The sequence below is a fragment of the Yersinia alsatica genome, assembly GCF_025133195.1.
Lineage (GTDB): Bacteria > Pseudomonadota > Gammaproteobacteria > Enterobacterales > Enterobacteriaceae > Yersinia > Yersinia alsatica.
Genome location: NZ_CP104006.1, coordinates 446,737 through 467,871 on the forward strand (window position 1 = coordinate 446,737; position 21,135 = coordinate 467,871).

Below are 21,135 nucleotides of genomic sequence, written 5' to 3' on the forward strand. Positions count from 1 at the left end.
CAATGCGTAAGTCTTTTTTACTTATCGTCGTTGTGGTGTTGGTAGCACTCTACGCTTCGCTGTTTGTGGTACAAGAAGGTGAGCGCGGCATCGTGCTGCGCTTTGGTAAGGTATTGCGTGATAGTGATAACAAGCCATTGGTGTATGCACCAGGCCTGCACTTCAAGATACCGTTTATCGAAACAGTGAAGACCTTGGATGCCCGTATTCAAACTATGGACAACCAAGCTGACCGTTTTGTGACCAACGAGAAGAAAGACCTGATTGTTGACTCATACTTGAAATGGCGTATCAGCGATTTCAGCCGTTACTATCTGGCCACCGGTGGTGGTGATGTTTCTCAGGCTGAAGTGTTGTTGAAACGTAAATTCAGTGACCGTTTGCGTTCTGAAATTGGTCGCCTGAATGTTCGCGATATCGTCACTGACTCCCGTGGTCGTTTGACTTCAGATGTTCGTGATGCGCTGAACACCGGTAGTGTGGGTGATGGTGAGGAAGCCGTGACGACTGAAGCTGATGATGCTATTGCTTCTGCGGCAGCGCGTGTTGAACAGGAAACCCGTGGCAAACAGCCAGCGGTTAACCCAAACAGCATGGCGGCACTCGGGATTGAAGTGGTTGACGTTCGAATCAAGCAAATCAACTTACCGGCTGAAGTTTCTGACGCTATCTTCCAGCGTATGCGTGCTGAACGTGAAGCGGTAGCCCGTCGTCACCGTTCACAAGGTCAGGAAGAAGCCGAGAAGTTGCGTGCAACTGCTGACTATGAAGTGACACGTACACTGGCAGAAGCAGAACGTCAGGCGCGTATTACTCGCGGTGGCGGCGATGCAGAAGCGGCTCGTCTGTTTGCTGATGCATTCAGTAAAGATCCAGACTTCTATGCTTTCATTCGTAGCCTGCGTGCTTATGAAAACAGTTTCAGCAGCGGCAATGATGTGATGGTTCTGAGCCCGGATAGTGATTTCTTCCGCTACATGAGATCGCCGGATAACTCTAGCAAACGCCCATAACGGTGATTGTGACAGCCCATTTTTGACCGTAACAGTAAGGCCCGTTCACGCGGGCCTTTTTTATTTGAGGCAGCCTTTTCCCGCTGAGATAAACAATGAATTCGACTATCTTGTTAGCATTGGGTTTGGTTTTGGTGCTCGAAGGGCTTGGCCCGATGCTTTATCCCAAAGCCTGGCGCAAAATGATTCAAGCGATGACTCAATTACCTGATGCCACTTTGCGCCGTTTGGGTGGAGGATTAGTGGTTGCTGGCGTGGTTATCTACTACATGTTGCGTAGCCGCATGGGTGGCTAAATGTAAGCACAAAAATTGTGCAGTTATGTGTTAAAAAGTACTGAAAGCAGCCGAATGAGATGTTAGAATCCTTTTTTAAGCAACCTGGTGATTTTTGAGATGGGTAAGAACGTCGTCGTACTGGGCACCCAATGGGGTGACGAAGGTAAGGGCAAGGTCGTTGACCTGCTGACTGAACGGGCTAAATATGTTGTGCGCTATCAAGGTGGTCACAACGCTGGCCATACTTTGGTTATCAACGGTGAGAAAACCGTTCTTCATTTAATTCCCTCAGGTATTCTGCGTGAAAACGTAACCAGCATCATCGGTAACGGTGTGGTACTGGCGCCTGACGCTTTAATGAAAGAGATGACAGAACTTGAAGCGCGCGGTGTGCCTGTACGTGAGCGACTGTTACTCTCCGAAGCGTGCCCATTAATCCTGCCTTATCATGTGGCTCTGGATAATGCGCGTGAGAAAGCACGTGGTGCAAAAGCAATCGGTACTACCGGTCGTGGTATCGGTCCTGCCTATGAAGACAAAGTTGCCCGCCGCGGTCTGCGTGTAGGTGATTTGTTCAACAAAGAAACCTTCGCTATCAAACTGAAAGAAATCGTGGATTACCACAACTTCCAGTTGGTGCATTACTACAAAGAAGATGCAGTTGACTATCAAACCGTGCTGGATGAAGTATTGGCTATCGCCGATATTCTGACCGCTATGGTAGTTGATGTTTCTGAATTGCTGGATAATGCTCGTAAGCAAGGTGAATTCATCATGTTCGAAGGCGCCCAAGGCACCTTGCTGGACATCGACCACGGTACTTATCCGTATGTCACTTCATCTAACACCACCGCTGGTGGCGTAGCAACAGGTTCAGGCCTGGGCCCACGTTATGTTGATTATGTGCTGGGTATCGTAAAAGCGTATTCTACTCGTGTTGGTGCAGGTCCATTCCCGACTGAACTGAACGACGAAACAGGCGAATTCCTGCGTAAGCAAGGTAACGAATATGGCGCGACCACTGGCCGTAGCCGTCGTACTGGCTGGTTGGATGCTGTTGCTGTGCGCCGTGCTGTGCAAATCAACTCCTTGTCTGGCTTCTGCATGACCAAATTGGACGTGCTGGATGGCCTGAAAGAAGTGAAGATTTGTGTGGGCTACCGCATGCCTGATGGCCGTGAAGTTGATACCACACCACTGGCTGCAGAAGGCTGGGAAGGTATTGAGCCAATTTACGAAGTTATGCCGGGCTGGTCAGAAACGACCTTTGGCGTGAAAGAACACAGTAAGTTGCCACAGGCAGCTCTGAACTACATCAAACGTGTAGAAGAGCTGACAGGTGTTCCGGTTGATATTATCTCTACCGGCCCTGATCGTGAAGAAACCATGATCCTGCGCGACCCATTTGATGCGTAATTGACAGCATTATCGTCAAATCTACGTTATCAAAACATCCAAACCGGGCTAATGCCCGGTTTGTTGTTCCTTCGGTAAGCTGTTTTTACATCAAAAGACCTACCCTTCACCTAAATGATTAGCCGCAAGCTTTGTGGCTGGTTTATCATTCAAAGTATAAGTTTTCTAAATAGCACTTAGAATCGCACTTATAACCTATCCAAAACGTGTCATCTTAGATGGGTTTAAGCCGGGTAAACTGATACTCAGGGGTATACGTGCAGTTAACAAGTTTTACTGATTATGGTTTGCGGGCGCTTACTTATATGGCCTCGCTACCTGAAGGCCAAATGACCAGCATTTCTCAGGTGACTGAAGTCTATGGCGTGTCTCGCAATCATATGGTTAAAATAATCAATCAGTTGAGCCGCGTAGGGTTGGTCACTGCTGTAAGAGGGAAAAATGGCGGGATACGGCTGGGTAAACCGGCTGATCAGATTCGGATTGGCGATGTGGTACGCCAGTTGGAACCTCTTTCTCTGGTGAATTGCAGTAGTGATTTTTGCCATATAACACCCGCTTGCCGTCTGAAACAAGTGCTTAATCAGGCGGTACAAAGTTTCCTAAACGAGTTGGATAACTATACTTTGGCCGATATGGTTCAAGATAATACTCCGCTCTATAAGCTATTATTTATTGAGTAATTTTTTTCTTAATCAAAGAAATATATACCCAAAGAACTTGGGGTTGCAGGTAGACAGCCCGCAAACGAATCCTGATGAGCTTACACCAGCAAGTGATTCGGGTGAGAGCGCGCAGCTAACACCCTTGTAACTTCAAGTACGCAGGGTAAAGACCTGCTGATGACAACGGAGGAACCGCAATGTCACAAGATCCATTCTTGGAACGAGAAGCAGAGAAATATGAGTCGCCGATCCCTAGCCGGGAATTCATTTTGGCTCATCTCGCGAAGCGCGAAACACCTGCCAGCCGTGAAGAGCTGGCCAATGAACTTAATTTATCCGGTGAAGAGGCTTTAGAAGCGCTGCGCCGTCGCCTGCGCGCAATGGAGCGCGATGGGCAGTTAGTCTTCACCCGTCGTCAGTGCTATGCCTTGCCGGAGCGGCTGGACCTATTACGCGGTACTGTTATTGGTCACCGTGATGGTTTTGGTTTCTTGCGGGTAGAGGGAAGTAAAGAAGATCTGTACCTTTCTGCCGAGCAGATGAAAATGGCCATCCACGGTGACGTGGTGCTGGCCCAAGCCATGGGGGCTGATCGTAAAGGCCGCCGTGAAGCGCGAATTGTGCGGGTCTTGGTACCGAAAACCAGCCAAATTGTCGGTCGCTACTTTACCGATGCTGGCGTGGGTTTCGTGGTGCCGGATGACAGCCGTCTGAGCTTTGACATTCTGATCCCACCAGAATTTATCAGCGGTGCTCGTATGGGCTACGTGGTGGTGGTTGAACTGACACAGCGCCCGACCCGCCGTACGAAAGCGGTTGGTAAAATAGTGGAAGTGCTCGGTGAGAACATGGGCACCAGTATGGCCGTGGATATCGCGCTGCGTACCCATGAAATTCCACATACCTGGCCGCCACAAGTTGAAAAACAAGTGGCAGACTTGAAAGAACAGGTGCCGGAAGAGGCGAAAAAAGGCCGGGTAGATTTACGTAATTTGCCATTGGTCACCATTGATGGTGAAGATGCCCGCGACTTTGATGATGCGGTGTATTGCGAGAAAAAACGCGGCGGTGGCTGGCGTTTATGGGTTGCCATTGCGGATGTCAGCTATTATGTGCGCCCGCGTACAGCACTGGACGATGAAGCCCGCAGCCGTGGTAACTCGGTCTACTTCCCATCGCAAGTGGTTCCTATGCTGCCGGAAGTGCTGTCAAACGGCCTTTGCTCTCTGAATCCGCAGGTAGACCGCCTGTGTATGGTGTGCGAGATGACTATCTCCTCACAGGGCAAGCTTTCGTCTTATAAGTTCTATGAAGCAGTAATGAGCTCTCATGCTCGTCTGACTTACACCAAAGTCTGGCGCATCATCGATGGTGAAGAATCACTGCGTGAACAATATAAGCCGCTAGTGCCGCATTTGTTAGAACTTCATGCGATGTACAAAGTACTGGATCAGGCGCGTGCGGAACGTGGTGGTATTGCCTTCGAAACAGAAGAAGCCAAGTTTATCTTTAATGCTGAACGCCGCATTGAACGCATTGAACCAACTATGCGCAATGATGCGCACAAGCTGATTGAAGAGTGCATGATTCTGGCGAACATTGCTGCCGCGCGGTTTGTGGAAAAACACAATGAGCCAGCGTTGTTCCGTGTGCATGACCGCCCAAGTGACGACCATATCTCAGCGCTGCGCACGGTGCTCAGCGAGTTGGGGCTGACGTTAGGCGGCGGTCTGAAGCCTGAGCCGAAAGATTATGCGGTGTTAATGGATGAAGTTGCCGATCGTCCGGATCATGAAATGCTGCAAACGATGTTGCTGCGCTCCATGAAACAAGCGATTTACGATCCAGAAAACCGTGGTCACTTTGGTCTGGCATTAGCCTCTTATGGACATTTCACCTCGCCAATTCGTCGTTATCCAGACTTGGCAATGCACCGCGCTATCAAATATCAGTTAGCGAAAGAGCACGGCAATGTTAAAGAGCGCTGGACACCTACCGGTGGCTGGCACAGTGAATACGAAGACATGCTGCAATTGGGCGAACACTGCTCAATGACCGAACGTCGCGCCGATGAAGCCACCCGTAATGTGGCCGATTGGCTGAAGTGTGACTTTATGCAGGATCAGGTGGGCAAGGTCTTCACCGGTATTATCGCCAGTGTCACCGGCTTTGGTTTCTTCGTGCGGCTGGATGACCTGTTTATTGACGGTCTGGTGCATGTTTCCAGCCTGGACAATGACTATTACCGTTACGACAACATTGGTCAGCGGCTTATCGGCGAATCTTCGGGCCAGGTTTACCGCTTGGGCGACACCGTCGAGATCCGGGTGGAAGCGGTACATATGGACGAGCGCAAAATTGACTTTGCACTGGTTTCCAGTACCCGCAAGCCACGGGGTGAAGGTAAAACGGCGCGTGATAAAGCCAAGAAAGCTGATGGTCAACGAACTATGCGCGATACTTCCACTGGCCGTGGTGGTCGTAGCAACTCATCGAGTTCGCCGCGTCGTGATAGTGCGCCAGCAGGGAGCGGGCAAAAACGCCCTCGTCGCGCTAAAAAACCAGCGAACTTTGAGCCAGACAGTGCTTTCCGCCCCGCGGATGCCGCTGCCCAGTTAGATGAGAAAGCGCAGGCCGAGAAAAAGGCCAAAGCCAAGGCGAAAAGAGCCTCAGCCAAGACCAAGAAAATTGCCGCCGCCACTAAGGCTAAGCGCGCGAAGAAAAAAACCAGCAGCGACCAGTAATGGCCCACTGCATGATTTGACTACTGAATTGTCGGGTGGCCCCGGTCGCCCGCATTAATTTAATCATTGGCAAGCAAATTATTTTGTCTGCCGACACATGTAAAAGAGCATCATGAGCGAAATTATTTACGGCATTCACTCCGTCAAAGCCTTGTTAGACAATGATCCACAACGTTTTCTGGAAGTTTTTATTCTGAAAGGTCGTGACGATCGTCGCCTACAGCCGTTGATTGCCGAATTGGAAGCTGCCGGTTTGGTGATTCAGGTTGCCAGCCGCCAGTGGTTGGATTCACAGGTTGAGGGCGGAGTCCATCAGGGTATCGTGGCGCGAGTCCGTGAAGGGCGTCAGTATCAGGAAAATGATTTACCGGCGTTGCTGGAAAGCGTGGAAACGCCGTTCTTGCTGGTGCTGGATGGAGTCACTGACCCGCACAATTTAGGTGCCTGCTTACGTAGCGCCGATGCCGCTGGTGTTCACGCGGTCATCGTGCCACGGGATCGCTCTGCACAGCTTAATGCGATTGCCAAGAAAGTGGCCAGTGGTGCTGCTGAAAATGTGCCATTGATTAAAGTCACTAATCTGGCGCGGACTTTGCGCGTGTTGCAAGAGCACAATGTATGGATTGTCGGGACGGCCGGTGAAGCAGACCATACGCTGTATCAGAGCAAGATGACGGGCCCAATGGCATTAGTGATGGGAGCCGAAGGCGAGGGTATGCGCCGCTTAACCCGCGAACACTGTGATGAGCTGATCAGTATTCCAATGGCCGGCAGTGTTTCCTCACTGAATGTGTCAGTCGCGACGGGCGTCTGTTTATTTGAAGCGGTACGTCAGCGATCACTGAAAGCCTAATATTCCCGTCGCCCTTCAAAATGCAGGGGTGTTGGCTGCCTTCACTCATCCCAGTCACTTACTGGTGTAAGCTGCTGGGACTTGCTCATTTGCCGCCTACCTGTACCTCGAAATAACTTGGGTATATGCATTTCATTCCTGCATTTCAAAAAGGCCACATTTTCGGATGTTGGCTTTTTTTTCGGATAGAGGAATTTTTCACCACTATCAGTCATATAGAGTAGATTAATCTCTATTTGTGATAAGCCCGCCAGCAAAAAGCTTCGTCTGCACCATACTTAACCCTGATTTATGGATACTGGTTTCGTAATGAGTACCGAAATGGAGGAAGGTATGGAGTGGCAGACTCACTTGGTTTTCAATCAGCCAGAGCCTTTATCGAACAGTAATTTATTTCTGTCTGATACCGCCTTGCGGGAAGCAGTGATGCGGGAACATGCTGGCTGGGATGGCGAGGATCTCTCGCGGATTGGACTACAACTAGGTTCGCAAGAATCACTTGAGTTAGGGCGGCTGGCGAACGCCAATCCTCCAGAGTTATTACGTTACGATGCTGCAGGGCAGCGCTTGGACCAAGTGCGCTTTCATCCCGCCTGGTATGTGTTGATGCAAGAGCTGGTCAATCACCGGGTACATAATTTGCCTTGGCAGGAAGATGCCCGGATAGGTTCTTTTGTGGCACGCGCAGCCCGGTTTATTTTGCATGCACAGGTAGAAGCGGGCTCGTTATGCCCAATCACCATGACATTTGGCGCGATTCCACTGCTGCAACAAACCCTTCCCTCTCAATTCCGTAGTTGGTTACCGCCACTGCTTTCAGACCGCTATGACTCTCATCAAGTTACGGCCAGCCAGAAACGGGGTTTGCTGATTGGCATGGGCATGACAGAAAAACAGGGAGGATCTGATGTGCTCAGCAACACCACCAAGGCAGAACCGCTGGAGGTGCGCGGCAATGGCGAGGCTTATCGACTGGTGGGGCATAAATGGTTTTTCTCCGTGCCGCAAAGTGATGCGCACCTTGTTTTGGCGCAGGCTGAGGGCGGGTTATCCTGTTTCTTCCTACCTAAAATATTGCCGGATGGCAGCTATAATGCTGTTCGATTAGAGCGCTTAAAAGAGAAACTCGGCAACCGCTCCAATGCCAGCAGTGAGGTTGAGTTCGATAATGCCACCGCCTGGCTATTGGGCGAGGAGGGCGACGGTATTCGCCAAATTCTGAAAATGGGCGGATATACCCGTTTTGATTGCGCTTTGGGCAGCCACGGCTTGATGAGACGCGCTTTCTCAGTGGCGCTGTATCACGCCTGGCAGCGGCAGGCCTTTGGTAAGGCACTGGTAGAGCAACCTTTGATGCGACAAGTGCTAAGCCGCATGGCATTGCGTTTAGAGGGCCATACTGCATTGCTGATGCGCTTAGCCAGTGCATGGGGAAAAACTGGCGACCCTCAGGAGCAGATATTCAGTCGGTTACTGACCCCGGCGGCTAAATATCGGGTCTGTGGATTGGGCAGCGCCTTTGTTGCGGAGGCGATGGAAGTGCTGGGGGGCATTGGGTATTGCGAGCAAAGTGAGTTGCCGCGGCTCTATCGTGAAATGCCGGTAAACAGTATTTGGGAAGGCTCCGGCAATATTATGTGCCTGGATGTGTTGCGCACATTGCGTAAGCTGCCCGCCGCGCTAGAAATACTGCAGCAAGAGTTTTACCCCGTACGTGGGCAAAATCGGCTATTTGATCGTGCATGGCGGCAGTTGCAGCAGCGGCTAAAAAATCCAAAGGAAGAGCAGGGGCGGGCGCTAACCCAGCAACTGTTTGATTTGTGCTGCGCGGCGCAATTATTGCGTTTTGCTTCGCCGCCATTAGCCGATGCCTGGTGTCGTATGACGCTGGACCACCGTGACCAGTACATGCTGCCAGAAGCGGTTTGTTCATTGCTACTGAGCCGGGCATCCGGCTCACGTTAACAATATTGCTCTCTGTTGCGAGGGCCAATTACTTATACAGCAGGGCATTGGCATACCAGATACCGGGGTAAACACTGTCGGACATCATGATAATCAAATAATAAGGCGCACCGCTGGCATTAGCTTTGCGCTTAATTTCTGCTTCGATATCCATCGGGCTGCCAAATACCTGAGCCGAAATTGTGCCTACTTTTTGTAAGTTAACACTTTGGGCTCGGGTGATTTCTTGCGCATAAGGCTGAACCGAGGGAGGAGGAACCGGGGTAACGTAAAAAACACTGCAAGCCGAGAGTCCGAGAGTGATCAGTAAGAATATCATCGCACGCTTTATATTCATTTTTGCCTCTTTATCCGTAGGGCTGTCGCTACCAAGCCCATTATTGCTCAAGTGTAACTCTGCCACTGCCCGTCTGTGGGTAATATCTTGGAAGAAATTGATTTAAGACTTTATATCTTGGTTTTGGCACACTGAATTTATGCGGTATAAATCGGTTTTTCCTGTTTATGCTCGGCCTAATAAACAAAGGGTTTTCGCCATGATTGAGATGTCGCTGGAAAATATTAATGGTATTGAGGTCATCCATGCGGCCCCAGCGGGTAAGCGCCAGCAGCCGTTACCGACTATTTTCTTTTATCACGGCTATACCTCGTCAAAAGAGGTTTACTCCTACTTTGCCTATGCTTTTGCCCAAGCTGGTTTTCGTACCATAGCGCCAGATGCGGATATGCATGGCGCACGGTTTAACGGCAATGAAACTCAACGGTTATCCCATTTCTGGGAGATCTTAAAATCAAATATTGATGAGTTGCCAGCCCTTAAACAACATTATCAGCAGGCGGGATTAATTGAGGGCGAGCGTATTGGCGTCGCGGGCGCGTCGATGGGGGGAATGACCACTCTGGGCGCTTTTACCCGCTATCCATGGGTCAGTGCTGCTGCTGATTTTATGGGGTCCGGCTATTTTACCTCGCTAGCACAGATACTGTTTCCGCCATTAGAGGCGGGGCACGAGGTTAGCCCGGCGGAGTTTGGGCGCCGCTTGTCTCCTTTGGCTGATTACGAACTCTCCCATCAGTTGGGCAAAATCACTGACCGCCCATTATTGGTGTGGCATGGCGAAGCTGATGATGTCGTGCCAGCAGCAGAGAGTGCGCGGTTGGTACAGGAACTGAGAGCGATCGGAGGGGATAAGAACCTGACATATCTTACCGAAGTGGGCATTGGCCATAAAATCACCCCAAGCGCCTTGGCTGCCGGGACACGGTTTTTCAGTCAGTATTTATAAAAAAAGCCCCCGACAGGCGGGGGAAATTGAGTATGGGCTTTCTTTTTTGTCGGTATTTCTCTGGTGTTGTATTTGTCTATTGAATCTTAGCGATACAGAACTGCATTAACGTGTATAGAACTATTGTCGCCGGGTTCATGCATAGCGATTATCTGATAAGAACTTGCCCCGCGTTCATCCGCTAATTTACTGACTTGTGCCGTGGCATCATCAGGGGAAACGACATTGTGGCCCAGTGACAGAGCACCAATACTGACGCGCTGTTGCTGCATAGCTTGCTGGGCGGTTATTTCATTAGCAGCGAACGCACTGGTTGATAATACCAAGCCGAGTGCAGCTGCGATGGCGAGTGTATGTTTCATAGGTGACTCCAGAATCTTATTTATATACTTTGAATAAGTTATCTATCTGCTGCGCCGCTTGTTTTGCGGTGGATGTAAATAATTCTAGTCGCTTTTGTTAATTTAAAAATACCTGGCAATTGATTCACTTTGTCAAAAAAAATGAACAACATTTATGCTGAGCTAATGATTTTATTGAAAGATTTATCAGACTAATGGATCTACATCCATTGGTTGCCTAATGAACAAAAAGTGCGGTTTTAGCTGAGTAATGGTTAGAACCAGAATAAATCCCCGCCAGTCCTTGAGTTTCCAAGCGCCCGCAAGTATAGTTACGCGTCATTTTTCAGCCGCACACAAATACGTTCCTTGCCTCCATGGGCCGCGGTTGACCCTATCAGGAGGCTGAATAATCCGTAAGGAGCAATAATCGATGCGTCATTACGAAATCGTTTTTATGGTCCATCCTGACCAAAGCGAACAGGTTCCGGGCATGATCGAGCGCTATAGTGCAACTATCACTAATGCTGCTGGTACGATCCACCGTCTGGAAGACTGGGGCCGCCGTCAACTGGCTTACCCGATCAACAAACTGCACAAAGCTCACTACGTTCTGCTGAACGTTGAAGCTCCGCAGGAAGCGATCGATGAGCTGGAAACAAACTTCCGCTTCAACGACGCCGTTATCCGTAGCATGGTTATGCGCGTTAAACACGCGGTAACTGAAGCATCACCAATGGTTAAAGCGAAAGACGAACGCCGTGAGCGTCACGACTTCGCGTCAGAAGCCAATGATGATTCTGAAGCTGGGGATTCTGAAGAGTAATTGCCGTGGTGACCACTAATCGTCTGGTACTCTCTGGCACTGTGTGCAAGACACCGGTTCGAAAAGTAAGTCCTTCTGGAATTCCGCATTGTCAATTTGTGCTTGAGCACCGATCAACACAGCAGGAAGCCGGATTTAGCCGACAAACATGGTGCAGAATGCCCATCATCGTCAGCGGGCAAAAGTCACAAGCATTAACTCACAGTATAACGGTCGGCAGTCAGTTAACCGTTGAAGGCTTCATTAGCTGCCATCAAGGCCGCAATGGGCTAAACAAATTGGTTCTGCATGCCGAGCAGATTGAATTTATAGATTCTGGAGACTAGCCAAATGGCACGTTATTTCCGTCGTCGCAAGTTCTGCCGTTTTACCGCGGAAGGCGTTGTAGAGATTGATTATAAAGATATCGCTACGCTGAAAAACTATATCACTGAAAGTGGTAAAATTGTCCCGAGCCGTATTACCGGTACTCGCGCAAAATACCAGCGTCAGCTCGCCCGTTGTATCAAGCGCGCACGCTACCTGTCTTTGTTGCCGTACACTGATCGTCATCAGTAATCGGCCACTGTCCATTAACGACTTTGAGAGGATAAGGTAATGCAAGTTATTCTGCTTGATAAAGTAGCAAACCTGGGCAGCCTGGGTGACCAAGTGAATGTTAAAGCGGGCTACGCTCGTAACTTCCTGGTTCCACAAGGTAAAGCTGTTCCGGCAACTAAGAAAAACGTAGAGTTCTTTGAAGCACGCCGTGCAGAATTGGAAGCCAAATTGGCTGGCGTTCTGGCTGCTGCTGAAGCTCGCGCAGCTAAAATTAACGAACTGGGCAGCGTCACCATCGCATCTAAATCTGGCGATGAAGGCAAACTGTTCGGCTCTATTGGTACTCGCGACATCGCTGATGCTGTAACTGCAGCTGGCGTTGAAGTGGCCAAGAGCGAAGTTCGTCTGCCGAATGGCGTTCTGCGTACCACAGGTGATCATGAAGTTCACTTCCAGGTACACAGCGACGTGTTCGCGCAACTGAACGTGATCGTGGTTGCAGAAGCGTAAGTTACGCGGCTGTTAACCTGCTAAAACGCCAGCCTCGTGCTGGCGTTTTGCTTTCTGGCGCCAAGGGAAATAGCCGTCGGAGCACTGAGTTAGACAGTACTAAAGAAGAGAATTGGTCGATAAAAGCGGGCGATGGGATATAGCGCTTAACGATCGCGGCGATAGCTGCCATCACTTTGTCGAGTAAACAGCACTTGCGCATTACTGGTGGTTTCAATAGCCAGTGCAGCCACCACACCCTGCGCATCCAGCATGATTTTAACTTCCTGCCCGGCCTTGAGATTACTCAGCGGCTTATCGTTACCCTCAACTTGTGCCATCGCAAACACTTCGTTTACCGGTAAGTTATTATCACGGAACAGTTGCGCCAGTGTTTTCCCTGATTGAATCTGATAACTCTGCCAATTTCCCTGTACTGGGGGAGTGGCTTCAGGTGTCACGGAAGGCGCCACCGTAGGAAGTGGCGGAGCATCAAGATTGTTTTGTAAATGAAGGTCGCTTTGTAATTGGGCCTGTAGTGGCACCTCAGTTGACGGCGCGCTAACCGGGAATGAATTATTAGTGTTATCGCGTGATACTGGCCACAGCAGTGCTAGCAGCAATACCGTCGTCGCAATGATAATCCAGCGACGGTGGAAGAAAGGTAATGGCTCCATCCACTGAAAATTGTCCGGCAAGTGCCAGATTTTCAGCAACAGTCCTTTAATACCTGTTTCCTGAGCCGGCGTAGCCGCAGATTCAGGGGAAACATGACTTTCAGTAGAGGCAATATCCTCAGCAGGAGCAATGTGTTCAGATGCGCTGACTTCAGACATCAGATTTTGCTCCTCCGTCGTTTTAGCATCCGGCAAAATCCGCTGCCTGATATTCAGCCAGGTATGCAGCAGTGGCTGATAAACCCGGGTACTTTTCCTTCTCCTGGGCGCGATTCTGCCCATGGTGACCTCTCTTCAACGACGTAAAACTACATAAATAATAAAATGGTAATGCACTAGTAGGCTTCTAAGTATAACTCTTCTTACTTGAAGTTGGGCTGACTGGCTAACTGATTGATGCCAAAAGGCAGAACATTATAATACTTAAACAGGGAATTTCCCCGTTAGCCTGCTGCCATTGTTTCTTTTTCTTCGACAAAAGTCATCATTAGCGAAGCAAGATTTTACCGCGCTCCCCTGCTGCTGTTATGCTTGCGGCTTCGACATGATTAGCGACTAAAGGAAAATCCATGACAACCCCTTCTTTTGAAAGCGTTGAAGCGCAAGCAAGCTACGGAATTGGTTTACAAATCGGGCAACAATTGCAAGAGTCCGGGCTGGAAGGTTTATTGCCAGAAGCATTATTGGCAGGTTTGCGTGACGCGATGGAAGGGAATACACCGACCGTTCCTGTTGATGTTGTGCACCGTGCATTGCGTGAAGTTCACGAGCGTGCTGATAAAGTCCGTGTTGAACGCCAGCAGGCTTTGGTTGAAGAAGGGAAAACTTTCCTGGAAGAGAATGCCAAGCGTGATGACGTTACCACGACTGAGTCTGGCTTGCAGTTCTCCGTGTTGCAGGCAGGTGACGGCCCGATTCCATCCCGCCAAGACCGCGTACGTGTGCATTACACCGGTCGCTTGGTTGACGGCACCGTATTTGACAGCTCAGTTGAGCGCGGCCAACCCGCAGAGTTCCCGGTTAGCGGCGTCATTCCCGGCTGGATTGAAGCTCTGTCTATGATGCCAGTGGGCTCTAAGTGGAAGTTGTACATCCCACACAACCTGGCTTATGGCGAGCGTGGTGCCGGTGCAACTATTCCACCATTCAGTGCGTTGATGTTTGAAGTGGAACTGCTGGAAATTCTGTAATATCCCCGGCAGTGATATGAGAAAGGGCGACATAATGTCGCCCTTTTTGCATTTATAGCACTGACTTAGATTATTTCTGCTGTAAATCGATTTGGTAAACTTCAAAACCGATGTCGTCAGTTCCCATCGCTTTCATCGGATATTGTGCTTTTTGCTTAATAAACTCAGCCGCTTTAGCACTTGGCGAGGTTTCAAAGCGGATATCCAGCGGTTGTTTGCTCTCAAGAGTTGCCAGACGCCAGTTATTGTCGGCTTGTGGAGTGACTTGCCCATGCTTTTTGGTTTCAGCGCTGATATAAGCCGATAAAACGGCCCGGTTCTCATCCGGGGAGGCGAAAGCAATATGGCTGTCACCAGTGCCTGCAAATTTACCGCTGTAGGCGCGGTAGTTATTGGTAGCAATCAGGAACGTCGCTGTTGGATCGATAGGTTTGCCGTTAAATGTCAGGTTTTTAATCCGCTCAGCTTTATCGTTAATCAATGCACATTCACCATCGTAGCGCGCCGGTTGGCTCACATCGATTTCGTAATTAACCCCATCAATAACATCGAAATTATAAGTACGGAAACCATCCCAATTAATGAGCGATTGCGGCTTGCTGCTGTTCACATCGATTTGATTAAATTGCGCAGCAGAGCATTCGAGCCACTGCTTAACCTCTGCACCGCTGGCTTTTACCACCACCAACGTGTTCGGGTAAAGGTACAGGTCAGCGGCATTACGGAAGGTCAGCTCACCTTTCTCTACCTCGACAAAACTGGCCGGGTCATTTTTACGTCCGCCTGCTTTAAACGGCGCGGCGGCAGAAAGCACCGGCAAGTCAGCTAAATCAGGATCGCCCTGAATAAAGTGTTCGGTATAGGCGCGCTGGGCGTTATTCACGATTTGTACGGTTGGGTCATCTTGGATCAGCGCCAGATAGCTGTACATATTATCTGATGCTTTGCCGATGGGTTGGCTGACAAAATCACGGGTGCCCTGATGATCAGCGGCCAGCACTTTCACTAATTTTGCATCTTCGGCAGCCAGCGATTTTTGCGCGGCTTTATCAAAGATAGGGCGCGCTTCGGCCTTGGCTTGAGTCACCTGCCATGGGCCTTGGTCATTATTCAGGACAAAATCTACCACACCCAGATGGTCGCCCCACTGGCCCGGCATCACCGCAGGAATACCATTCAATGTCCCCTGTGCAATATCCGCGCCTTTGATAGTGGCAAAATCTTTGCTTGGGAAGACGGCATGGGCATGACCGAACATGATGGCATCGATACCCGGCACTTGGCTGAGGTAATAAACCGAGTTTTCAGCCATGGTTTTATAAGGGTCACTGGAGAGGCCGGAGTGGGGGATAGCCACCACTAAATCAGCGCCTTGTTTGCGCATTTCCGGTACCCATTTTTGAGCGGTTTCGGTGATGTCGTTAACGGTGACTTTGCCGCTCAGGTTGGCTTTGTCCCATATCATCACTTGTGGCGGCACAAAACCAATGTAGCCGATCCGTAGATTGTGTGTTTTCCCCTCGCGATCTTTTACCGGAGTGTCGACAATTAAATAAGGCTGAAACAGTGGCTTACCCGTTTTGACATCAATGACGTTGGCATTTACATAGGGGAATTTGGCCCCTGCCAGCGATTTTTTCAGATAATCCAGACCATAATTAAACTCATGGTTGCCGATATTACCCACGGCATAGTCCAGGGTATTCATTGCCTTATAGACCGGATGAATTTCCCCGGCTTTGAGTCCTTTAGCTGCCATATAATCACCCAGCGGGCTGCCCTGAATCAGGTCTCCGTTATCCACCAGCACACTGTTGGTTGCTTGTTGGCGGGCGGCTTCAATTAGGCTGGCCGTACGCACCATACCGAACTTCTCGGTAGGCTTATCTTTGTAGTAATCGAAATCCATCATGTTGCTGTGTAAATCGGTGGTTTCCAGTACTCGCAAGTCAACGGTAGCGGCTTGTGTTGTGAACACAGACATTGATGTCGTGACAGCAATCAGGCTGGCAAGCAGGGATAACGTCAGCGGACGCTTAGACATGGCTTTCTCCATCGTGGCTTTTCCATTAAGAAAACAATTCGACATGTATCGCAAAAGAATATGTAAATTTAATAAATTGTCATAATAAAGTGTGAAGTTTGGCAGAAAACGCATTGAGATAACGCGCAGGTGCTCACAGTTGCAGCAGGTTGATACCACTGATTTTATTGAAAGTTAGATGACAAAGGTGGCTATTTGGCAGGGAAATTATTAGTCTGCCCAACCGGGGATAAGCATTGTGATGATTAATTTTTATTTTAGCTTTGCGTTCTAAAATGAATGTAGAGTGGACAAAATGTCTTGAGGCCATTTCCGATCAACTGAGATCAATCAGATGCATTCTGACTATCAATATTAGACATGACTCATAATACCAAGGGGTGGATGATGTTAGAGCAAATTTGCCAGTTAGCCCGCGAGGCAGGCGTGGCGATTATGGCGGTCTATCAGGGTGATAAGCCCCTTGATGTGGCCCATAAAAAAGATGATTCACCAGTCACTGCGGCTGATCTTGCGGCTCACCAAATTATCAAAGCTGGATTGGCGGCATTGACCCCCGATATTCCCCTGTTATCTGAAGAAGATCCGCCGACTTGGGCGGTGCGCCAGCATTGGCAGCGCTATTGGTTGGTTGACCCACTGGATGGCACCAAAGAATTTTTGAACCGCAATGGTGAATTCACCGTCAATATTGCCCTGATTGACCAAGGGGTACCGGTGTTGGGGGTGGTCTACACCCCAGTGACTGAAGTGATGTACAGCGCCGAAGATGGCAAGGCGTGGAAGGAAGAGGGGGGCAGGCGTATGCAAATTCAAGTGCGCGATGCGCTGCCACCGCTGGTAGTCGTAAGCCGCTCTCACAGTGATGCCGAGTTGGAAGATTATTTGTCGCAACTGGGTGAGCATCAGACGGTCTCGGTCGGCTCATCACTCAAGTTTTGTTTGGTGGCGGAGGGGAAAGCGCAATTGTACCCGCGCTTCGGGCCAACCAATGTGTGGGATACCGCAGCCGGGCATGCTGTCGCCATTGCTGCCGGGGCACTGGTTCATGATTGGCAGGGTAAGCCACTTTCTTATACCCCGCGTGAATCTTTCCTGAACCCCGGCTTTAGAGTGTCGCTGTTTTAAGGCTTCAGTAATTGGTGCAGTTGGGCAATGACCTGCTGCACCTCTTCCGGCGTCAGTGCGCCATCTTTGACAAATTTAACGTTTCCTTGCTGATCCAGCACCACAATTGCCGAACCTTTCGCCGCCAGATCCCAGGCCTTTTGAACATTCCCGTTACTGTCTACCACAAACTGTGACCAAGGGAATTCACGTTTATTACTTTCAATGCTGCTGCGCACAAACATGGCAGTGCCAATGATTGCATCATCGGTGTTGACGATTGTCGTCGTTTGGTAACGATCGTGTGGCAAATTAGCGTGCTTGATGGCTTCTACTAGCGGCGCATTCAACTCCTTTGCCGAGGTGCGGCCAGCAATATGCTGGATGACTCTCACTTTGCCGGGCAATTGCGAGCTATTCCAGTTTTTATAGCTAAACTGATCAGTAGCCTTATCATAATTTAATTCGCCTTTATCGCTGACCCCCACCGGCGGTACACGCTGGTCAAGTTGGAGTGTATGAGCACTGGCGATGACGGGGGTGAACAGCAGCGATAGGATAAGCAGGCTATTTTTTATCATGGAATGTCCTTTAGGATCTTATGAGTCATGTTGGGCACTTATTCCTGTACCTTGGAAATTATTGGGTATCAGTTTTCCAATAATAGGTGCAGATCGGAGGTCTGTCCTGTTTGTTGAAAATAATTATTTCTGACATTTACTAGATGGTTATTCTGTCTAGATCTCTCATTTTCTCTGCGTGACTCTGTAATTTTATGTAAATCCAGCATCAATGACTGATTTTGGGGGAACTTAAGCCCATACTCTAGGTCTATTACTCTGCAATTATCTTACGCTACCTGTGATCTTGGTCGCTAAGCCGCCAAAAGGTACGTATTGGTGCTATGGGAGGAAAGTAAAACAATGAGGATCTTCCAACGTTACAACCCGACAAAAATCGCGATGTATGTCAAAACGTTATTCCGTGGTCGGTTGTATATCAAAGACATGGGGGCTTTTGAGTTTGATAAAGGCAAGATTTTAATCCCGAAAGTTAGGGATAAACGCCACTTTGAGGTGATGTCAGAAGTTAATCGGCAGGTGATGCGTTTGCAAGCTGAGATGGGCTGATACTCTGCGTATTTGGAGTTGCAGCGTTGTTAGCCGCGAATCACTGACTTGAGTTAGTTCATCGGGATTCAGCCTAGCTGCAACATCAATGACTTTGGGTCATACCCTAGACTAATTTAATTGCGGCCCCTTAATCGGGGCCGCTAATGTTTCAAACTACTATTAATTCAATCTATTAGGATGCATTATCTATGCATCACTGCTTTCATGCGGGGCTTTTGGCAGTATCGGCGCAGGTTGGTCACTGAGCCGGGTTACCAATAACTGATCGATTTTGTAGCTATCGATATCCACCACTTCAAACTTATAACCGGCATATTTGACGAAATCGGTGCGCTTTGGAATTTTGCGCAGCATATACATCATAAAGCCGCCGATGGTTTCATAATTGCCGGACTGCGGGAATTCATCGATATGCAGCACGCGCATCACGTCTTCAATCGGCGTACCGCCCTCAATCAACCATGAGTTTTCATCACGGGCCACAATTTGCTCTTCTTGCCCCTGACCGACTAAATCCCCCATCAGGGTGGTCATTACGTCATTCAGGGTAATTATCCCAACGACCAAAGCATATTCGTTAAGGATAACGGCAAAGTCTTCACCCGCCGTCTTAAAGCTCTCAAGCGCCTCAGACAGTGTCAGAGTATCCGGCACAATCAAGGCCGAGCGGATTTGCACACCGCTGCTCAGTACCAGGCTCTGGTTGCCCAAAACCCGATTCAATAAGTCTTTGGAGTCAACATAACCCACCACTTGATCGATATGACCATCACAAACCAGGAACTTCGAATGCGGATGCGTCGAAATCTTCTCTTTGATGCTGTCTTCACTTTCCCGCAGATCGAAATAAATCACACTTTCGCGTGATGTCATTGAAGATGGAACCGTGCGTGATTCCAACTCAAATACGTTTTCAATCAATTCATGCTCTTGCTTGCGCAGCACCCCAGCCAATGCGCCCGCTTCCACCACGGCGTAGATATCGTCCGAAGTTATATCGTCATTTCGAACCATTGGTAGCTTAAATAAGCGGAAGATCAGATTGGCCATGCCATTGAAGAACCAAACTAATGGGCGACAAATCATCAGGCAGAAGCGCATCGGGTTGACGATTCGCACGGCAACCGCTTCAGGTGAAATCATACCGATGCGTTTCGGGGTTAAGTCGGCAAACAGAATAAATAAGCTGGTGACCAGAACGAATGAGCAAATAAAGCTCACTTGATCGGCAAGCTCAGGTGACATAAAGCGTTCGAATACCACTCTGAAGGACGGAGAGAATGCCGCATCACCGACAATACCACCGAGAATGGCAACGGCATTCAGCCCAATCTGGACCACGGTGAAGAAAATCCCCGGAGTCTCTTGTAGTTTAAGTACCCGTAAGGCGTTGATATCGCCTTCATCTGCCAGAAGTTTTAATTTAATTTTGCGTGATGCGGCCAGCGAAATCTCGGATAACGAGAAAAAGGCACTCACTGCAATTAAAAAAAGAATCAGTAAAATACTGTTTAACATAATCTATCCGTGTCGTACCGACGATAGCGTCGGCGATCTTAAGGAAGGCCATACCGGTCATCTTTCAAGTTACAGATGCTTTGACTGCTCAACTCACCCAAATGACTGACTCGCGCAAGCTCATCGGAGGCTCTTGCTTGCCGCCTGCCTGCACCTTGAAATATATAGGGTATATAGTTCATGTTGAGTTTTAAGACAACGGAAGAAAACCGTTATCGGGCTGAGTGAACAGCCCGGCTAGTATAGCAGCAGCGATGAGAGCGCCGCCAGCCTTACAAATTGGGTGGCATACAAACCCCAATCCCGCCTAAGCCACAATATCCATGTGGATTTTTGTATAAATATTGCTGGTGGTCATCTTCGGCGTAATAAAACGGCAGCGCGGGAGCGATTTCGCTGGTAATCGTCCGGCGGTCGCCCGCTTGTTCCATGGCTTGCTGGAACTGTACTTTACTCGCTTGAGCCTGTGCTTCCTGCTCTGGCGTCAAGACGTAAATAGCTGAACGATATTGTGTTCCAACATCGCCCCCTTGACGCATTCCCTGTGCTGGGTCGTGATTTTCCCAGAAAATCTGCAATAGTTGCTTATAGCTGATGACCCTTGGGTCAAAAACCACACGAACCACTTCGGCATGGGCGGTACGCCCACTGCACACTTCATGGTAGGTTGGGTTTGGTGTATAGCCACCGCTGTAGCCCGCGGCGGTGCTGTAGACCCCCGGTTGCTGCCAAAACAGGCGCTCGACGCCCCAGAAACAGCCCATGGCGAAGATAGCTACTTCCATACCTTCAGGGACATGCGTCATGGAGTACCCATTCACGACATGCAGAGTTGCGACCGGCATCGGTGTCAGTCGCCCCGGCAAAGCATTCGCCGCATCAATGACGGCGGTTTTATCAAAATTTTGCACCACAATAGACTCCGATGTTGACAGTGAATTTTAAGTTTACAGCAAATGACTAACAAGATGTTTACAGTGAATCGCGACAGACAGTTGTATCTGATTGCGAGTTTGCACACAATAAGACCCATTCTGCGTTAATGTAGCG

The 21,135-nt window shown here is 49.3% G+C and carries 22 protein-coding genes; 15 read left to right on the plus strand and 7 right to left on the minus strand.

What is annotated here, in order from left to right:
* Nucleotides 1–2: 2 nt before the first annotated feature.
* The 7 genes from hflC to N0H69_RS02060 all read left to right on the plus strand — a co-directional run bounded on the left by hflC (nt 3) and on the right by N0H69_RS02060 (nt 8,934).
* Nucleotides 3–1,013, plus strand: coding sequence for a protease modulator HflC (gene hflC, locus N0H69_RS02030; RefSeq protein WP_004707014.1), 1,011 nt, complete (start codon nt 3–5; stop codon nt 1,011–1,013).
* 95 nt (nt 1,014–1,108) lie between these two features.
* The gene (locus N0H69_RS02035; protein ID WP_050152045.1) at nt 1,109–1,309 is read left to right on the plus strand and encodes a DUF2065 family protein; all 201 of its coding nucleotides are present in this window, start codon (nt 1,109–1,111) and stop codon (nt 1,307–1,309) included.
* Nucleotides 1,310–1,408: 99 nt separating this feature from the next.
* Nucleotides 1,409–2,707, plus strand: coding sequence for an adenylosuccinate synthase (locus N0H69_RS02040; RefSeq protein ID WP_050152046.1), 1,299 nt, complete (start codon nt 1,409–1,411; stop codon nt 2,705–2,707).
* A 257-nt stretch (nt 2,708–2,964) separates the two neighbouring features.
* Nucleotides 2,965–3,390 carry a nitric oxide-sensing transcriptional repressor NsrR gene (gene nsrR, locus N0H69_RS02045; protein ID WP_050110919.1) on the plus strand — a complete coding sequence of 142 codons (426 nt, stop codon included), beginning with the start codon at nt 2,965–2,967 and terminating at the stop codon, nt 3,388–3,390.
* Nucleotides 3,391–3,569: 179 nt separating this feature from the next.
* Complete coding sequence (rnr, locus tag N0H69_RS02050; RefSeq protein ID WP_050152047.1) at nt 3,570–6,116, plus strand: ribonuclease R; 2,547 nt, start codon at nt 3,570–3,572, stop codon at nt 6,114–6,116.
* 112 nt (nt 6,117–6,228) lie between these two features.
* Nucleotides 6,229–6,969 carry a 23S rRNA (guanosine(2251)-2'-O)-methyltransferase RlmB gene (rlmB, locus tag N0H69_RS02055; RefSeq protein ID WP_050152048.1) on the plus strand — a complete coding sequence of 247 codons (741 nt, stop codon included), beginning with the start codon at nt 6,229–6,231 and terminating at the stop codon, nt 6,967–6,969.
* Nucleotides 6,970–7,290: 321 nt separating this feature from the next.
* Nucleotides 7,291–8,934, plus strand: a complete 1,644-nt coding sequence (locus tag N0H69_RS02060; protein WP_050152049.1) for an isovaleryl-CoA dehydrogenase — start codon at nt 7,291–7,293, stop codon at nt 8,932–8,934.
* Between the two features lie 28 nt (nt 8,935–8,962).
* Here N0H69_RS02060 and bsmA read toward each other — a convergent pair whose 3' ends face one another.
* Nucleotides 8,963–9,271, minus strand: a complete 309-nt coding sequence (bsmA, locus tag N0H69_RS02065; RefSeq protein WP_050152050.1) for a biofilm peroxide resistance protein BsmA — start codon at nt 9,269–9,271, stop codon at nt 8,963–8,965.
* 199 nt (nt 9,272–9,470) lie between these two features.
* On the opposite strand from bsmA, the gene yjfP reads away from it, so the two are divergent.
* Complete coding sequence (gene yjfP / locus N0H69_RS02070) at nt 9,471–10,220, plus strand: esterase (RefSeq protein WP_050152051.1); 750 nt, start codon at nt 9,471–9,473, stop codon at nt 10,218–10,220.
* An 86-nt stretch (nt 10,221–10,306) separates the two neighbouring features.
* Here yjfP and N0H69_RS02075 read toward each other — a convergent pair whose 3' ends face one another.
* Entirely contained in the window at nt 10,307–10,582 is a 276-nt protein-coding gene (locus tag N0H69_RS02075; RefSeq protein ID WP_050110930.1) for a YdgH/BhsA/McbA family protein, read from the minus strand.
* A gap of 412 nt (nt 10,583–10,994) precedes the next feature.
* Here N0H69_RS02075 and rpsF point away from each other — a divergent pair, with 412 nt between their 5' ends.
* Genes rpsF through rplI form a run of 4 tightly spaced genes read left to right on the plus strand, consistent with a single transcriptional unit; the run spans nt 10,995 to nt 12,437 of the window.
* Nucleotides 10,995–11,387 (plus strand): 30S ribosomal protein S6, encoded by a 393-nt coding sequence (gene rpsF, locus N0H69_RS02080; protein ID WP_002210153.1) that lies wholly within the window; start codon nt 10,995–10,997, stop codon nt 11,385–11,387.
* 5 nt (nt 11,388–11,392) lie between these two features.
* Nucleotides 11,393–11,713 (plus strand): primosomal replication protein N, encoded by a 321-nt coding sequence (gene priB / locus N0H69_RS02085; protein WP_020282467.1) that lies wholly within the window; start codon nt 11,393–11,395, stop codon nt 11,711–11,713.
* Between the two features lie 4 nt (nt 11,714–11,717).
* A complete protein-coding gene (gene rpsR, locus N0H69_RS02090; protein WP_002210155.1) occupies nt 11,718–11,945 on the plus strand; it encodes a 30S ribosomal protein S18 in 228 nt (75 codons plus the stop codon).
* Between the two features lie 39 nt (nt 11,946–11,984).
* A complete protein-coding gene (gene rplI, locus N0H69_RS02095; RefSeq protein WP_004707026.1) occupies nt 11,985–12,437 on the plus strand; it encodes a 50S ribosomal protein L9 in 453 nt (150 codons plus the stop codon).
* Nucleotides 12,438–12,583: 146 nt separating this feature from the next.
* Here rplI and N0H69_RS02100 read toward each other — a convergent pair whose 3' ends face one another.
* Complete coding sequence (locus N0H69_RS02100) at nt 12,584–13,375, minus strand: LysM-like peptidoglycan-binding domain-containing protein (RefSeq protein ID WP_050152052.1); 792 nt, start codon at nt 13,373–13,375, stop codon at nt 12,584–12,586.
* A 287-nt stretch (nt 13,376–13,662) separates the two neighbouring features.
* Between N0H69_RS02100 and bamJ the strand changes: the two genes are divergently transcribed.
* Complete coding sequence (bamJ, locus tag N0H69_RS02105) at nt 13,663–14,283, plus strand: BamJ family beta-barrel-assembly machinery protein (RefSeq protein ID WP_050110933.1); 621 nt, start codon at nt 13,663–13,665, stop codon at nt 14,281–14,283.
* Between the two features lie 70 nt (nt 14,284–14,353).
* Here the strand turns inward: bamJ and N0H69_RS02110 are convergent, their stop codons facing one another.
* On the minus strand, nt 14,354–16,339 hold the full coding sequence (locus N0H69_RS02110) for a bifunctional 2',3'-cyclic-nucleotide 2'-phosphodiesterase/3'-nucleotidase (protein WP_050152053.1): 1,986 nt from the start codon (nt 16,337–16,339) through the stop codon (nt 14,354–14,356).
* 375 nt (nt 16,340–16,714) lie between these two features.
* Here N0H69_RS02110 and cysQ point away from each other — a divergent pair, with 375 nt between their 5' ends.
* Nucleotides 16,715–17,455, plus strand: coding sequence for a 3'(2'),5'-bisphosphate nucleotidase CysQ (gene cysQ / locus N0H69_RS02115; RefSeq protein ID WP_050110937.1), 741 nt, complete (start codon nt 16,715–16,717; stop codon nt 17,453–17,455).
* On the opposite strand, the gene N0H69_RS02120 is transcribed toward cysQ, so the two are convergent.
* On the minus strand, nt 17,452–18,015 hold the full coding sequence (locus tag N0H69_RS02120) for a YtfJ family protein (protein WP_050121745.1): 564 nt from the start codon (nt 18,013–18,015) through the stop codon (nt 17,452–17,454). The two genes, cysQ and N0H69_RS02120, sit on opposite strands and share 4 nt — an antisense overlap.
* A gap of 342 nt (nt 18,016–18,357) precedes the next feature.
* Here N0H69_RS02120 and N0H69_RS02125 point away from each other — a divergent pair, with 342 nt between their 5' ends.
* Nucleotides 18,358–18,564, plus strand: coding sequence for a stringent response modulator YtfK (locus tag N0H69_RS02125; protein WP_050152054.1), 207 nt, complete (start codon nt 18,358–18,360; stop codon nt 18,562–18,564).
* A 189-nt stretch (nt 18,565–18,753) separates the two neighbouring features.
* Here N0H69_RS02125 and paeA read toward each other — a convergent pair whose 3' ends face one another.
* Together paeA and msrA are read right to left on the minus strand one after the other, a co-directional pair.
* On the minus strand, nt 18,754–20,085 hold the full coding sequence (paeA, locus tag N0H69_RS02130; protein ID WP_050110942.1) for a polyamine export protein PaeA: 1,332 nt from the start codon (nt 20,083–20,085) through the stop codon (nt 18,754–18,756).
* A gap of 272 nt (nt 20,086–20,357) precedes the next feature.
* Nucleotides 20,358–20,996, minus strand: coding sequence for a peptide-methionine (S)-S-oxide reductase MsrA (msrA, locus tag N0H69_RS02135; RefSeq protein WP_072077660.1), 639 nt, complete (start codon nt 20,994–20,996; stop codon nt 20,358–20,360).
* Nucleotides 20,997–21,135 lie beyond the last annotated feature (139 nt).